General features: G+C 69.6%; 11 protein-coding genes. 6 read left to right on the top strand and 5 right to left on the bottom strand.

Translation table 11 applies throughout. From position 1 onward, the window contains the following. Positions 1–215: 215 nt before the first annotated feature. The 5 genes from ABH920_RS37620 to ABH920_RS37600 form a co-directional block, all read right to left on the bottom strand. Entirely contained in the window at positions 216–2,270 is a 2,055-nt protein-coding gene (locus ABH920_RS37620; protein WP_370354055.1) for a trehalase family glycosidase, read from the bottom strand. A gap of 110 nt (positions 2,271–2,380) precedes the next feature. After that, positions 2,381–4,471 carry a beta-galactosidase gene (locus ABH920_RS37615; protein ID WP_370354054.1) on the bottom strand — a complete coding sequence of 697 codons (2,091 nt, stop codon included), beginning with the start codon at positions 4,469–4,471 and terminating at the stop codon, positions 2,381–2,383. Beyond that, positions 4,468–5,298 (bottom strand): carbohydrate ABC transporter permease, encoded by an 831-nt coding sequence (locus tag ABH920_RS37610; RefSeq protein ID WP_370354053.1) that lies wholly within the window; start codon positions 5,296–5,298, stop codon positions 4,468–4,470. The genes ABH920_RS37615 and ABH920_RS37610 overlap by 4 nt, the downstream gene beginning before the upstream one ends. Then, positions 5,295–6,344 carry a carbohydrate ABC transporter permease gene (locus ABH920_RS37605; RefSeq protein WP_370354052.1) on the bottom strand — a complete coding sequence of 350 codons (1,050 nt, stop codon included), beginning with the start codon at positions 6,342–6,344 and terminating at the stop codon, positions 5,295–5,297. Before ABH920_RS37605 ends, ABH920_RS37610 begins: the two co-directional genes overlap by 4 nt. A 3-nt stretch (positions 6,345–6,347) precedes the next feature. Next, the gene (locus ABH920_RS37600; RefSeq protein WP_370354051.1) at positions 6,348–7,664 is read right to left on the bottom strand and encodes an ABC transporter substrate-binding protein; all 1,317 of its coding nucleotides are present in this window, start codon (positions 7,662–7,664) and stop codon (positions 6,348–6,350) included. Positions 7,665–7,804: 140 nt separating this feature from the next. Here ABH920_RS37600 and gcvPA point away from each other — a divergent pair, with 140 nt between their 5' ends. The 6 genes from gcvPA (at position 7,805) to ABH920_RS37570 (ending at position 14,120) form a co-directional block, all read left to right on the top strand. Then, positions 7,805–9,097: an aminomethyl-transferring glycine dehydrogenase subunit GcvPA gene (gene gcvPA / locus ABH920_RS37595; RefSeq protein ID WP_370354050.1), complete on the top strand. Its 1,293-nt coding sequence runs from the start codon at positions 7,805–7,807 to the stop codon at positions 9,095–9,097. Further along, the gene (gene gcvPB / locus ABH920_RS37590) at positions 9,094–10,665 is read left to right on the top strand and encodes an aminomethyl-transferring glycine dehydrogenase subunit GcvPB (protein WP_370354049.1); all 1,572 of its coding nucleotides are present in this window, start codon (positions 9,094–9,096) and stop codon (positions 10,663–10,665) included. Before gcvPA ends, gcvPB begins: the two co-directional genes overlap by 4 nt. A 175-nt stretch (positions 10,666–10,840) precedes the next feature. Further along, positions 10,841–11,920, top strand: coding sequence for an ATP-NAD kinase family protein (locus tag ABH920_RS37585; protein WP_370354048.1), 1,080 nt, complete (start codon positions 10,841–10,843; stop codon positions 11,918–11,920). Beyond that, positions 11,920–12,666: an SDR family NAD(P)-dependent oxidoreductase gene (locus ABH920_RS37580; RefSeq protein WP_370354047.1), complete on the top strand. Its 747-nt coding sequence runs from the start codon at positions 11,920–11,922 to the stop codon at positions 12,664–12,666. Before ABH920_RS37585 ends, ABH920_RS37580 begins: the two co-directional genes overlap by 1 nt. Before the next feature lie 64 nt (positions 12,667–12,730). After that, positions 12,731–13,384: a GntR family transcriptional regulator gene (locus tag ABH920_RS37575; RefSeq protein WP_370354046.1), complete on the top strand. Its 654-nt coding sequence runs from the start codon at positions 12,731–12,733 to the stop codon at positions 13,382–13,384. A gap of 331 nt (positions 13,385–13,715) precedes the next feature. After that, positions 13,716–14,120, top strand: coding sequence for a helix-turn-helix domain-containing protein (locus ABH920_RS37570; RefSeq protein WP_370354045.1), 405 nt, complete (start codon positions 13,716–13,718; stop codon positions 14,118–14,120). Positions 14,121–14,221 lie beyond the last annotated feature (101 nt).

Here is a 14,221-nt window from a genome sequence, read left to right as displayed (position 1 = left end):
TCACATACAGTCGGATACCCCGCAGGGTATAACCGGCCGGGGTGGGTCGGTATTCCGGCGTGCTGCGGGAGCGGACCCGGACGTACCGTCCGACGAGTGGACGGCCGCCGAAAACGGTGAGCCGCAGGCCCCGACGTGCGGGGACCTGCGGCTCGATGCCGGCAGTCCTAGATGCCAGCAGCCCTGGAGGCCGGCAGCCCTGGACGCCGGCCGCCCTACCGCTGGTGCGCCAGCTCCAGCAGCAGCGCCGCCGACCAGCTGAACCCGCGCGAGTTCATCGCGGAGCCGTCGGCCGGGTCGTAGTTCTCCATCAGCGGCCCGTCGCCCATCATGCCCGCGGCGTTGGCGCGGAGCTTGGCCGCCAGGGCCGTCGCGTCCGCGGTGTAGCCGTAGCGCTTGAGGCCTTCGAGCGCGAAGTACGCCTGGTCCATCCACACCGCGCCGCGCCAGTAGCCGGTCGGGTCGTAGTACGGCGAGCTCGCCGAGACCGTCGGGAACGGCAGCCGCGTGTCGAACTCGGTCGGCGACACCAGCTTCGCGCGCACCGAGGCCGCCTGCGCGGGCGTCGCCACGCCGGCCCACAGCGGGATCGCGCCCTCGATACCGCGCCCGCGCGCCGTCAGCGGCTGCCCGGTGCCGAGCGAGGCGTCGTAGAACCAGCCGCTGGCCGGGTCGTACATTTTCTGCTGGATCGCCGTCGCGACCGTCTTCTGCGACGCCTGGAACCGCGCCGCGTCCGACCAGTGCCCGAGCCGCAGCGCCATCTGCGCCAACACGCCGTCCTCCGCCGCGAGGTACGAGTTCAGGTCCACCGACTCCTGCGTCAGCGAGTACCCGACCACATTCCCGGCCGCGTCAGTGTTGTCGACGACCCCGGCGCCGAGGGCGGCGTCGAAGCGCGGCGCGTTGTCCATCCCGCTTTCCCACGCCGCGGCCTGGCGCTTGTCCTCGGCGGTGACGTTCTGCGGATCCACGGTCGAGCCGTACTCCGCGAGCCCGTCGTGGTTGTGGTCCCGGTTCCGGTACCACCAGTCGTGGTACGCCACCAGCTTCGGGTACATCTCCTTCAGGAAGTTGACGTCCCCGTTCCGCTCGAACACCGACCACACCGCCCACGCGGCCAGCGGCGGCTTGGAGTTCCGCTCGTTCCAGTTCCCGCCGCCCTGCGCGGGATCGTTGTAGAAGATGCAGTCCGGGATCATGCCGGCGTCCTGCGGCCGCTGCGCGTCGGAGGCCGTCACCTGGTAGTCGAACATCGACCGGATCTGCGACTCGGCCAGCGTCGGGTCGAACACCGCCGTGCCGACCGCCTGCTTCCACGTGTCCCAGGCCCAGAAGCCGCTGAACCACTTGTTGGAGATCGACGGCGTCACCCCGTCGTGCTTCACCGCCCCGGCGGCACTGCGCCAGTTGGTCGTCAGCGTCTCGACCGACTTCACCGCCAACGCCTGCTGCGAAGCAGGAACCCCGCGCACCGCCGACGCCACGTACCCGCGCCACCGCCGCTCGTCGGCCGCGACGACCGCGCCCGGAGCGCGCAGCGTCTTCGCGACGACCGGCTGCTCGGCGGCGTAGTCGGCACCGGTGAAGGTGTACGACTCGGTCCACGTCAGCGTCTGCCGGCCGTGCGGGCCCAGCTTCAGCGGCTGGTCCAACGACGTCGTGTACGCGTCGCCGGCCACCGACGTGGTCACCGGCTCGGCATGGGTCACCTGGAACTTCTCGGTCCCGTCGGTGAGGTAGTCCCAGGTCTGCCGCACCTTCGCGAACCCGACCGAGATGCCGGTCGACGTCGCGTGCAGGGAGGGCGCACTCTTCATCGGCTCGGCGGCGGGCCGCAGCAGCGATCCGGTCCAGCCGGCGGCGACGCTCCGCGCGTGCCCGCTGGTGTTGTCCACGAAGGCCTGGACCAGTGCGGTCCGGTTGCTCGCGTACCGCAGCTGCATCACCACCCGCAGCCCGTCCACATCAAAGCTCTGCTGCAACATGCCCGGCAGCGATGTGAACACCGGATTCGTCGCCGAAGCCAGGTCGATCGGCCGGCCGTTCTCCGAGAGCGTCAGATGGCTGATTCCCTTGCTGAGCCACCACGGATACTCCTGCGCGATGTACAGCGGCCCGGTGAAGGCGCCGTACGAAGCTGTGTCCCCGGCCTTCGGCAGCGCATACGCGTGCCACGCTCCCTGGTCGGCGAACACGCCGATCGGGTTGACGTCGGTCGCGGGATCGCCGGGCAGCGCCACGGTCGGCACCCCCTGCAGATCGAGCACGTTCGCGAACGATGGGTTCGGTGGTGGAGCAGCCCGCGCCGCCGTCACCGGAAGAACCAGACCCATACTGACCGCCAAAGCAGCCAGGGCCCGTAACCGACGAGACATGATCACCTTCCTACCTTCAGGACCGCGACACCCTTCGCGGCCAGATGGGTGGGACGACTCCCGGTCAGCAGGTTCACCGCGCCGAAAGGCACCGACGAACCCAGATCGACCGCGGTGTCGCCGTGGTTGAGCAGGAAGTAGTAGTGGTGCGACTCGGAACTGCGGCACACCACCTCGATCCCGGTGACGGCCAGCGCCGAGGCCGGCGACGGCCACACCACCGCGGGCCGGACGGCCTCGGCGAGCACCTTCTCGATCGCCCAGCCCAGATCGCAGCTCACGTACCAGGCCCGGCCCTCGCCGAAGTCGTTGCACGTGACCGCGGGGCGGTCCTTCAGCGGCCCCTCGGCGTAGTGCGCGACGGTCCGGGCCGTGGTCGTGGCGAGCCATTCGCTCCAGCCCAGCGCGGCGGGCGTGGGCTGGTAGCCGAGGCCGTAGCCGCCACGGCTGCCGTGCTTCTTCTTCGTCGCCTTCGCGGTCTCCTCGTCGGCGGTGAAGGTGACCGCCGTCGAGTACCCCTCCGCGATCGGCCACCACTCGTCCACCGCGACGCCGAGCACCTCCCGCAGCGGACCCGGGTAGCCGCCGCCGGTCCCGTCAGTGCCCTGATGGATGTGGTCGAGTTCGTCGACGATCCCGCTGAAGAAGCCGACGACGAGGTACCCTCCGCCGTACACGTAGTCGGTCAGCCGGGCCGCGTTCTCGGTGCTCACCGAGTACAGGTTCGGCACGAGCACCACCTTGTACCCGCTCAGGTCGGCGTCCGGCGGGACGAAGTCGACGACGTGGTTCCACCGGTACACCACCGAGTACCAGTTCAGGATCTGGTCCCGGAGCCGCAGCCGCGCCGAGGGGTGGTCCTCGGCCTCCAGCGCCCACCACGAGTTCCAGTCCAGGACGATGGCGACCGAGCTCTCGATCCGGCTCCCGGTGACCTCCTTGAGGCTCGCCAGCTCCTCGCCGAGCCGGACCGTCTCCCGCCATCCCCGAGTCTGGGTCCCGCCGTGCGGAAGCAGGGCACTGTGGAACTTCTCCGCGCCGGCCCGCGAGGCCCGCCACTGGAAGTGCATGACGCCGTCCGCGCCGCGCGCCACCGTCTGCAGCGACCACAGCCGCCGCAGCTCGGGCGTCTTGGGCACGTTCACCGTCCGCCAGCTCACCGCCGACGGCGCCTGCTCCATCAGCAGCCACGGCTTCCCGCCGCCGAGCGAGCGCATGAGATCGTAGTTCATCGCCGCGAGCACGTGCGCCGTGCTGTCCGCGGGGTTCGGGTACGCGTCGTCGGACACCACGTCCTCGTGCGCGGCCCACTTCCAGTAGTCGAGGTCCTTCATCATCGACATGAAGTTCGTCGTGACCGGGACCTCCGGCGTCACCTCCTTCAGCACTTCCCGCTCGCCGAGGAAGCAGGCGAGCAGCGCGTCGGAACTGAACCGGCGCCAGTCCAGCAGCTGTCCCGGGTTGATCGGGCCCGGGGCCTTGCGCGGCGGCTCGATCTGCGAGAAGTCCGAGTAGCGCTGCGACCAGAACTCCGTGCCCCAGGCGAAGTTCAGCTGCGCGATGTCGTCGCCGTAGCGCTCCTTCAGCCAGCGGCGGAAGTCCTCGGCCGACACCTCGCAGAAGCACTCCGTGACGTGGTCGCCGTACTCGTTGTGGATGTGCCACAGCGCCAGTGCGGGGTGCTCGCCGTAGCGCTCGGCGATCGCGCGGGCCAGCCGCGTCGCCGCCGCCCTGTAGATCGGAGACGACGGGCAGTAGTGCTGCCGCGAGCCGAACTCCAGGCGCACGCCGTCAGCCGTGACCGGCAGTGTCTCCGGGTACTGACGTACGAACCAGGCCGGCGGCGAGGCCGTGGCGGTGGCGAGGTCGACGGCGATGCCGCGGCTGTGGAACAGGTCCATCAACCCGTCCAGCCACTCGAAGTCCCACTCGTCCTCGGCGGGCTGCAACCGCGCCCAGGAGAACACCCCGAGCGTCACCATCGTGACGCCGGCGTCCTTCATCAGGTTGGCGTCCTGCTTCCAGACGGACTCCGGCCACTGCTCCGGGTTGTAGTCCGCTCCATACAAGAGACCTTCTACGCGTGTGATCATCCTTTGACTGCTCCTCCCAACAAGCCGGACACGAACTGCTTCTGGAAGATAAAGAAAATGAGCATCAGAGGGAGGGTCGCCAGGAAACTTCCGAGAATCAAGCCCGAATAGTCCACATGTGTCCCGCCGACCAGCGTGTAGAGCGCGACCGGTGCGGTGTATTTGTCCTGGGAGTCGAGCATCAGCAGCGGCCACAGGAAGGCGTTCCACTGGCTCATGAAGGTGAAGATCGCCAGGGCCCCGAGTTGTGGCTTCACTACAGGGAGCACGATCCGGTAGAAGGTCCGGATGTCGCCGGAGCCGTCGATGCGCGCGGACTCGATCAGCTCGTCGGGGAAGTCCAGGAACGCCTGGCGCATCAGGAAGATGCCGAACGAGTTGGCCAGGAACGGCACGATCACCGCCTGGTAGCTGTTCACCCAGCCCAGGTTCGACATCATCTGGAAGAGCGGGACCAGCAGCACCTGGAACGGCACCATCATGGTGGTGAGCACCAGGGCCAGCAGCAGCCCGCGCCCGCGGAACCGGTACTTGGCCAGGCCGTAGCCGGCCATCGCCGAGATCAGGCCGCTGGCCAGCGTGTAGACCACGGCGATGCCCAGGCTGTTCAGCATCACCCGGCTGAACCCGATCGAGGACTCCAGGTCCTTGATGTTGCTCAGGAAGTGCCCGCCGGGCACGAACGGCGGCGGGGAGTGGAAGAGCTCGTCGTTGCTGTGGGTGGCGGCGACCACCATCCAGTAGAACGGCAGGATGCTGACCAGCGCGCCGATCACCAGCAGGAGCATGACGACGGAGCGCTTCAGGACGCTCGGATCGAGTGTCATCCCCGCCTCCTTTCCGACCTCGCGGTACTGGCCGCCCGATCCGACTGGCCGAAGAAGCGGAACTGGATCACCGACAGCACGCCGATGATCAGCACCACGGCCCAGGCGATGGCGGAGGCGTAGCTGAAGTCCATCTGGTCGAAACCGACCTTGTAGAGGTAGAGGACCGGGGTCATGGTGGCGTTGTCCGGTCCGCCCTTGGTGAGGACGAAGTTCTCGTCGAAGAGTTGGAGCGTGCCGATGGTGGAGGTGATGGAGCAGAACAGGATCACGGGCCGCAGTTGCGGGACCACGACCTTGCGGAAGGTGGTGACCGCGCCGGCGCCGTCGATCGCGGCGGCTTCGTACTGCTCCCTGGGGATGCTCTGCAGCCCGGCGAGCAGGATCACCGCGTTGTAGCCGGTCCAGCGCCAGGTGATCGTGCCGATGAGGGACACCCGGGCCCACACCGGATTGTTCAGCCAGTCCACCGGGCTCACCCCGAACCAGCCGAGGGCCTGGTTGACCATGCCGCCGTCGGTCTTGAGCAGGACGCGGAACACCACGGCGTAGGCGACGAGCATCGTCACCGACGGCAGGAAGAAGGCGATGCGCCAGGTTCCCTTGAAGCGGAGCCAGGACTGGTTCAGGACGCAGGCCAGGACCAGCGCGATGCAGATCATGAGCGGGACCTGGAAGACCAGGATGAGCCCGGTGTTCCACAGGGACTTCCAGAACACCGGGTCGTGCAGCATGCGGCGGTACTGGGCCAGGCCGGCCCAGGTCTGGGTGCCGCCGTCGTCGTTGGTGAAGCTCTGGTAGAGGCTGGCGCCGAGGGGATAGGCGAAGAAGACGACGAACAGGGCGGCGGCGGGGCCGGCGAAGGCCCAGTGGACGACGCGCGGTCGCCGCCGGGTGCGCCCCGCCGCGCGCAGGCGAGTCGCCGAGGGCGGCAGTGGCGACGGAGGCAGTGGGGAACGAGGCGGTGGCGCCTGGGCCGCGGTGTGGATCTCGGGCGGCCGCTCGGCGGGAGCGGGGCCGGAGGCTGGATGGGTGGGGATCGCCATGGGCTATTGCGCTATCTGCCGGTTCGTCGCGGAGGCGATCTGCCGCGCGGCCGAGTCCAGCGCCGACTTCGGATCCTTGCCGCCCTGCATCACCGAGTTCGTGGCGTCGGTGACCAGATCGCTGGCCTTCGAGTAGTCGCCGGTGTACTGGATCGGCGGGATGTCCTTCGTCAGGTCGGCGAAGGTCTTGAAGGTGGTCTGGCCGCCGTAGTAGTCCTGCGGGCCGGTGATGTAGGGGTCTGACAGCGCCGGTTCGAAGGCCGGGAAGATGCCTTCGTTCTTCAGCATCGACACCTGGTTGTCGGAATTCGCCAGGGCGAACTGGATGAAGGCCCATGCCGTCGCGGAGTTCTTGCTCTGCGCGGAGACCGTCAGCAGCGAGCCGCCGTTGTTGGAGGTGCGGACGCCGCCGGCGGTGAAGGCCGGCAGCGGCATGACGCTGAACTTGCCCTTCAGCTCGGGCATCTCGTCGGTGAGGGTGCCGGACCACCAGACCGCGGTCGGGGCGGTGGCGACCTTGCCGTCCTTGTTCGACGCGACAAGCGCGTCCCAGCCCTTCTCGTAGTCGACCAGGCCCTTGTCGTTGAGCTGCTTCATCAGGGTCATCGCCGTCACCGCCGCCGGGGTGGCGACGGCGATCTTGTCGTCCACGAAGTAGCCCTGGCCCTCCTGCTGGAGCATCATCGGGAACGTGCTGTCCCCGGTGGGGTCCACGACGAGCAGCTTCTTGCCGGTCTTCGCCTTGATCTGCACGCCGGCCGCGATGTAGTCGTCCCAGGTCCGGATCGAGGCGGGGTCGACGCCGGCCTGCTGGAAGATGTCGGTGCGGTAGAAGACGCCGCAGGGTCCGACGTCCCAGGGCAGTGCGTAGACCTTGCCGGCGCTGTCGGTGCCGGTGGCCCAGGCGGCGGCGTTGAACTGGGCCTTGTACTGCGCCGCCAGGGCGCTCAGGTCGTAGAAGCCGCTGGGGAACGTGCCGATGTAGCTCTGCATCTTGAAGCCCTCGACCTGCAGGACGTCCGGGAGTCCGGCGCCTGACTTCAAGCCGACGGTGATCTTGTCGTAGGCGTTGTCGTAGCCGATGTCGACGACGTTCACCTTCACGCCCGGGTGCTGCTGCTCGAAGGCCGGCGCCAGGCGCTTGAGGGCCTTGGCCGCCACGTCCCAGGACCAGACCGTGATGGACCCGGCCACCTGGGTCTGCGTGCTGACACTCTTTGCGGCCGCCTTCTTGCCGCCGCCGGTGGCGCATCCGCCGGTCACCGCGACCGCGAGCGCCCCGATGCCCAGCCGCAGTGCCGAACGCCGTGTGGTCCTCATTGACACCGTGCCCTCCTCTGCCGCAATACTGAATGCTGTATACAGAAGACTGTATGACGGTCATTCGTCAAGAGGTAAGAGCGAGGCAACCTGTGGGCCATCCGTACATCCCGAACAGTGATCCCCAGATCAGAGGGCGAATGCTGGCCGCGATCGGCGCGGACAGTGTCGAAGAGTTCTACGCCGACATCCCGGACTCGATCCGGCTGCACCGGCCGCTGAACCTGCCGGATCCGCTGCGCTCGGAAGCCGAACTGGTCCGGCACATGGACCGTCTGCTGTCCCGCAACAAGCCGGCCGAGCTGAGCTTCCTGGGCGCCGGCTGCTATCAGCACCATGTCCCGGCGGTGGTGGAGGAGATCGGGAACCGGAGCGAGTTCCTGACCGCGTACGCCGGCGAGCCGTACGAGGACCACGGCCGCTTCCAGGCGCTGTGGGAGTACCAGTCGCTGATGGGGGAACTGCTGGAGCTGGACGTCGTCAACGTCCCGACCTACGACGGGTTCCAGGCGGCCGGGACCGCGCTGCGGATGGCCGGGCGCGCCACCGGGCGGCGGCGGGTGCTGGTGGTCGGGCCGGTCGATCCGGACAAGCTGTCGAAGATCGTGGACTTCGTGCGGCCGGACCACGACGTCGAGGTGCTGGACGGGACCCACGACGGCTGGCAGGCCGCTGATCTGGTGGTCGGGGCCGACGTCGCCGCCGTCTACATCGAGGCGCCGAACTACCACGGGGTGCTGGACGCGGCGCTGCCGTCGCTGGCCGAGCGGGCGCACGCGGTGGGGGCGCTGTTCGTGGTCGGGTGCAATCCGATCTCGCTGGGGGTGGTGGCCTCACCGGCTTCGTACGGCGCGGACATCGTCTGCGGGGACATCCAGCCGTTGGGGATCCGGATGAGCTTCGGGGGCGGGAACGCCGGGTTCATCGCCACCCGGGACGAGGAACGGCTGGTGCGGGAGTTTCCGTCGCGGCTGTTCGGGGTGGTGCCGACGGTGGTCGAGGGCGAGTACGGGTTCGGGGATGTGTTCTACGACCGGACGTCCTTCGCGCTTCGCGAGGAGGGCAAGGAGTGGGTCGGGACGGCGGCCGCGCTCAACGGGATCATGGCCGGTGTCTACCTCGCGTTGATGGGGCCGCGGGGGATGCGGGAGATCGGGGAGACGATTCTCGCGCTGACGGCTTATGCGCAGGAGCGGTTGGCGGCGGTGCCTGGTGTCTCGGCGCCGAACGCCGGGTTGGTTTCGTTCGCCGACTTCGTGGTGCGGTTCACCGGGTCGCGAACCGCTGCGGAGATCAATGCTCTGCTGCTGGAGCGGGGGATCCAGGGCGGCAAGGTGCTGTCGGACAGCGATGCGCTGTTCTGCGTGACGGAGATTCATGCGCGCGAGGACGTCGATCGACTCGCCGCCGTTCTTGAGGAGATCGCCAAGTGAGTTCGTCGGTGTCGCATGGTCCTGTTTCCCCGGCTGATGCCCGTGTCGCGCCGAAGCCGGGGTTGCGGCGGTTTCACCAGGCGCGGTGGGACGAGCCGCTGATCTTCGAGCTGACGAGTCCGGGGGAGCGGGGGGTCGGGGTTCCCGTCACGTCGCTGCCGGTTCCTTCGTTGCCGGCCGGGCTGGCTCGCGTCGCGGCGCCGGGGCTGCCGGAGATGTCGCAGCCGCATGTGCTGCGGCACTACATGCGGCTTTCGCAGGAGACGTTGGGCGTCGATCTGAATGTCGACGTCGGACAGGGCACGTGCACGATGAAGTACAGCCCGAAGGTGAACGACTCGTTCGTGCGGGACGCGCGGATCGCGGAGCTGCATCCGTTGCAGGACGAGGGCTCGGTGCAGGGGGTGCTGGAGATCCTGTACCGGTTGGAGGGGCTGCTGAAGGAGATATCCGGGATGGACCGGGTGTCGTTGCAGCCGGCGTCGGGGTCGTCGGCGATCTACGCGAACGTGTCGATGATCCGGGCGTACCACGCCTCGCGCGGGGATGGGGAGCTGCGGGACGAGATCATCACGACGCAGTTCTCGCACCCGACGAACGCGGCCGCGCCGAAGACGGCCGGGTACCGGGTGATCACGCTGATGCCGGACGCGGACGGGTATCCGGACATCGAGGCGCTGCGGGCCGCGGTCGGGCCCCGGACGGCGGCGTTGCTGATCACGAACCCGGAGGACACGGGAATCTTCAACCCGCGGATCGAGGAGTTCGTGCGGCTGGTGCACGAGGTCGGGGGGCTGTGCTGCTACGACCAGGCCAACGCGAACGGGATCCTGGGGATCACGCGGGCCCGGGACGCGGGGTTCGACCTGTGCCACTTCAACCTGCACAAGACGTTCTCGACGCCGCACATGTGCGGCGGTCCGGCGGCCGGGGCGTCGGCGGTGACGTCCGCGCTGGCGCCGTTCCTGCCCCGGCCGACGGTGGAGTTCGACGGGTCGCGGTACTTCTTCGACGACGACCGGCCGGAGTCGATCGGCAAGATCCGGCCGTTCTACGGCGTGGTGCCGAACCTGGTGCGGGCCTACGCGTGGATCATGGCGCTGGGCGGCCCGGGACTGCGCGAGGTCGCCGAGACGGCGGTGCTGAACAACAACTACCTGATCTCGAAGGTGCTGGAGATCAAGGGAGTGTCGCTGCCGTACGCGCAGGGCCGACGACGCGTGGAGCAGGCGCGCTACAGCTGGGAGAAGCTGAACGCGGACACCGGCGTGCACTCGGAGGAGATCGGCTACCGCGTCGCGGACTTCGGGACGCACTACTGGACGAGCCACCATCCGTACCTGGTGCCGGAGCCGATGACGCTGGAGCCGACGGAGTCGTACTCGCAGGCGGACCTGGATGAGTACGCGGCGATCCTGGCAGAGGTCGCGCGCGAGGCTTATGAGGAGCCTGAGGCGGTGCGCGGGGCGCCGCACAACGGGCCGATCCATCGGATGCGGGACGCGTCGCTGGAGGACCCGGGGACTTGGGCGGTTACCTGGCGGGCCTATCGGCGGAAGGTGGGGTGAGGGTGCGGGGTGGGCTGACGCGCGTGGGTGCGGCGGGTGATGTGGCTGCGCGGCTGGCGGCGGATGCTGCGCGGTGCGGCGGCGTGGCGCGTCGAGAGCGCGAGCCTGGTTTGTGGCGCGGGCGGAGGGGCGCGAGCGTGCGCGGTGCTGCAGTTGGGCTGCGGGGGTCGCACTCGTGAGGGTCGGGCTCGTGGTGAACCCGGTCGCCGGCGTCGGCGGCCGGGTCGGGCTCAAGGGCAGCGATGGCGCGGAGGTGCAAGAGCGGGCCTTTGCGCTGGGCGCCGTGCCTCGTGCTGCCGGGCGCGCGACGCTTGCGTTGGCCGAGCTGCGCGCGCGGCGTCCCGACAGCGTGGTGCTCACCGTCGCGGGTGCCATGGGTGAGGAGGCGGCGCGGGCTGCCGGATTCGCGCCCGAGGTGGTCTTCGCGCCTGGTGAGCCGACGTCGGCGGCGGACACCGTTGCGGCGGCACGTGCGCTGGCACCGCAAGTTGATCTCCTTCTGTTCGCGGGCGGCGATGGGACCGCGCGCGACGTGCTCGAAGCCGTCGGCGACACTTTGCCGGTGCTCGGCATCCCGACCGGCGTGAAGATGCATTCGGCCGTCTTCGCGGTCAACCCGCGCGCGGCCGGTGAAGTCGCCGCCACGTTCTCGCGGGTGCGTGAGGCCGAGGTCGTCGACCGCGTCGAGGGTTCGCCGCAGCTGTTCGGCTACCTTCGCGTGCCCGACGTCCCGGCGCGCGTCCAGCAGCGCAAGACCGGTAGCTCCAGCGTCACGCCTGACGCGGTCTCCGGTATCGCCGCCGAGCTGCGCTCCTACCTGGCGCCGGGCGAGCTGCTGGTGCTCGGGCCCGGCACGACCACCCGCGCCGTCGCCGCCGTCTGGGGTGTCGACGTGCCGGTGCTCGGCGTGAACGTCGTCGACGGCTCGACGCTGGTCGCCGCCGATGCGAGTGCGGACCAGCTCCTCGAACTCGTCGCCGGTGCCCCGGCGCGCATCGCGCTCACTCCCATCGGGGGCCAGGGGTTCCTGCTCGGGCGGGGCAACCAGCAGCTGGCGCCGGAGGTGCTGCGGGCCGTGGGGCTCGATCGGCTGCACGTCGTGGCGACCGAGGCGAAGGTCGTGGCGCTCGGCGGGCGTCCGCTGCTCGTCGACACCGGTGACGATGCGCTGGACCGGGCGTTTCCGCGCTATGTGCGGGTCGTCGTGGGGTGGCGCCGTACGATCCTTTATCCCGTGAACGAAAGGCAGTCCTGATGATCGACCTGAGTGGCAAGAGCGCGATCGTGACCGGTGGTGCGTCGGGGATCGGGCGGGCGACCGCCGCGGTGCTGGCGGAGCTCGGTGCGGGGGTGGTGATCGCGGATCTGGATCCCGAGCGCGGGGAGGAGGCCGCGAAGGAGGTCGGGGGCGTGTTCGTGCGTTGTGATGTCTCGCGGGCCGCGGACTGCGATGCTGTGGTGGCGGCCGCCGTCGCGGCGCACGGGGGTGTCGACGTGCTCTTCAACAACGCCGGGATCATCCGGCGCTCGACGGTGCTGGACATCGCCGAGGACGACTGGGACCTGGTGATGGCCGTCAACGTGAAGTCGATCCTGCTGATGAGCCGGCGGGTGGTGCCGTTGATGGCGGCGGCCGGGGGCGGGAGCATCGTCAACACCGGGTCGGGGTGGGGGATCAAGGGCGGCGCGAGTGCGGTGTCGTACTGCGCGTCGAAGGGGGCGGTGGTGAACATGACGCGGGCCATGGCGATCGACCACGGGCCGCAGAACATCCGGGTCAACTGCGTGTGCCCCGGCGACACGGCCACCGGGATGCTGGCCGACGAGGCGAAGCAGCTCGGGGCGGCCGTCGAGTCCTTCTACGCCGACGCCGCCGACCGGCCGCTGGGGCGGATCGGGCAGCCGCGGGACATCGCGCAGATGGTGGCGTTCCTGGCGTCGGAGGCGGCGGCGTTCGTGAGCGGCGCCGTGATCACGGTGGACGGGGCCGGCACCGCGTGACGGAAAACGGCCCGGGGTGCGGAACAATGGGGATGACGGGCAGTGCGGGAAAGGTGACTACCGGATGGCGATCGAGCGGCGGCCGCTCCGCGAGCAGATCAAGGACGTGCTCCTCGAACGCCTGGGCCGGGGCGAGTTCGACCCGGACCAGCCGATCAACGAGGTCCACCTGGCCGCTGACCTGGGCGTCAGCCGCACCCCGCTGCGCGAGGCGCTGATCGGGCTGGAGCGCGAGGGCATCATCATCAGCGAGCGCGGGAAGGGCTTCCGCTTCGCGCCGATGAGCCCGCAGGAGTTCCGTGACCTGACGACCATCGTCGCGACCCTGGAGTCCCTGGCGCTGGAGCTGTCGCCGGCCGAGCACCTGAAGGAGATCGGGCCGCGGCTGCTGGAGGAGGCGCACGCGTTCTCCGCGCCGCAGGCCGAGCTGGGCGTGATCGAGCGGTACGACGACGAGTGGCACGACCAGCTGCTGTCCGGATGCCGCAACGACCGGCTGATGGACCTGATTACGACGCTGAAGCTGACGATGCACCGGTACGAGCGGGTCGTGGTCGGCGACCGGCAGGTGCTGGAGCGGTCGGCGGTGGAGCACGAGAAGATCGCGGAGTGCCTGGTCGCGGAGGACCTGCCGGGGGCGGTGGCGGCGCTGAAGGCGAACTGGGAGAGCGGGATGCATCGGATTCTGGAGAAGTTGGGGGCTCCGGAGGGGGTGTAGGGGGCGGCGAGCTGCGGTCGGTCGGCGGCAGGCTCGCGCTCGGGCTGGGATGGAGCTGTGGTGAGGCCGGTCGTGAGGTCGCGAGGTCGGGCGTGTCGGACTCGGCGGCGGATCGGCGGGCCGGCGAGTGGCTAGTCGCGCGTGTTGCGCTGGTCGGCGAGGCGAACTGCGTCGGCATGGCGAATTGCGGCGGCGTGGCGGCGTGGCTGCGGCGAGGCGTCGTCCGCATGAATCTGCGGCGCCGCAAGCCGGGTCACCCGTTCCGCGCAGCCGTGTCTGCTGTCAGCAGACAAGCGGGACTCGCCTCGCCGCCGGTCCGTACGCTCACATCATGAGCGAGCTTCTGAGACTGCACGTCGTCCCCGGCGGACACGCCGACCAGCCGCCGAAGCAGCCCGCGGCCCCCGAGCCCGAGCCGCTGTGGCGCGAGGTGCTCGGCGAGCACCTGCGCGGGCTGCGGCGCGAGCATCAGGAAAGCCTCGCGGAGACCGCGCGCCGCGCGGGCATCTCTCCGCAGTACCTGTCGGAGGTGGAGCGCGGGCTCAAGGAGCCGTCGAGCGAGATGATCGCGGCGGTCGCCGGAGCGCTCGGCACGACGCTCGGCGGGCTCGCCGAGTCCGTCGCCGAGGTGCTGCGGCTGAAGCGCCAGGAGGCGGCGCTCAGCAGGGTGCGACGGGAGCTGCCGACGCGGCGCCGCAGCAGCGGCGGTCCGGTGCTGCTGGCGCTGGCGGCCTGAGGGGCGGTCGGCGGGGTTCGTTCGCTCATTTGACGCAACTTCGCGGCGAATTCGGGGGCGGGCGTTGACCGGCTGGCGGCGCAGGGCCGATCCTGGAGCGA

It is taken from the genome of Catenulispora sp. EB89 (genome assembly GCF_041261445.1).
Classification (GTDB): Bacteria; Actinomycetota; Actinomycetes; order Streptomycetales; family Catenulisporaceae; genus Catenulispora.
The sequence above is the reverse complement of the archived record's forward strand: the minus strand, read 5'-3'. Positions and strand labels throughout refer to the sequence as shown.

Excerpts from the sequence above, each read along its gene's own strand:
- ABH920_RS37615 (WP_370354054.1), bottom strand. The coding sequence starts at position 4,471 with ATGATCACACGCGTAGAAGGTCTCTTGTATGGAGCGGACTACAACCCG.
- ABH920_RS37610 (WP_370354053.1), bottom strand. The coding sequence starts at position 5,298 with ATGACACTCGATCCGAGCGTCCTGAAGCGCTCCGTCGTCATGCTCCTG.
- ABH920_RS37605 (WP_370354052.1), bottom strand. The coding sequence starts at position 6,344 with ATGGCGATCCCCACCCATCCAGCCTCCGGCCCCGCTCCCGCCGAGCGG.
- ABH920_RS37600 (WP_370354051.1), bottom strand. The coding sequence starts at position 7,664 with ATGAGGACCACACGGCGTTCGGCACTGCGGCTGGGCATCGGGGCGCTC.
- gcvPA (WP_370354050.1), top strand. The coding sequence starts at position 7,805 with ATGCTGGCCGCGATCGGCGCGGACAGTGTCGAAGAGTTCTACGCCGAC.
- ABH920_RS37580 (WP_370354047.1), top strand. The coding sequence starts at position 11,920 with ATGATCGACCTGAGTGGCAAGAGCGCGATCGTGACCGGTGGTGCGTCG.
- ABH920_RS37575 (WP_370354046.1), top strand. The coding sequence starts at position 12,731 with ATGGCGATCGAGCGGCGGCCGCTCCGCGAGCAGATCAAGGACGTGCTC.
- ABH920_RS37570 (WP_370354045.1), top strand. The coding sequence starts at position 13,716 with ATGAGCGAGCTTCTGAGACTGCACGTCGTCCCCGGCGGACACGCCGAC.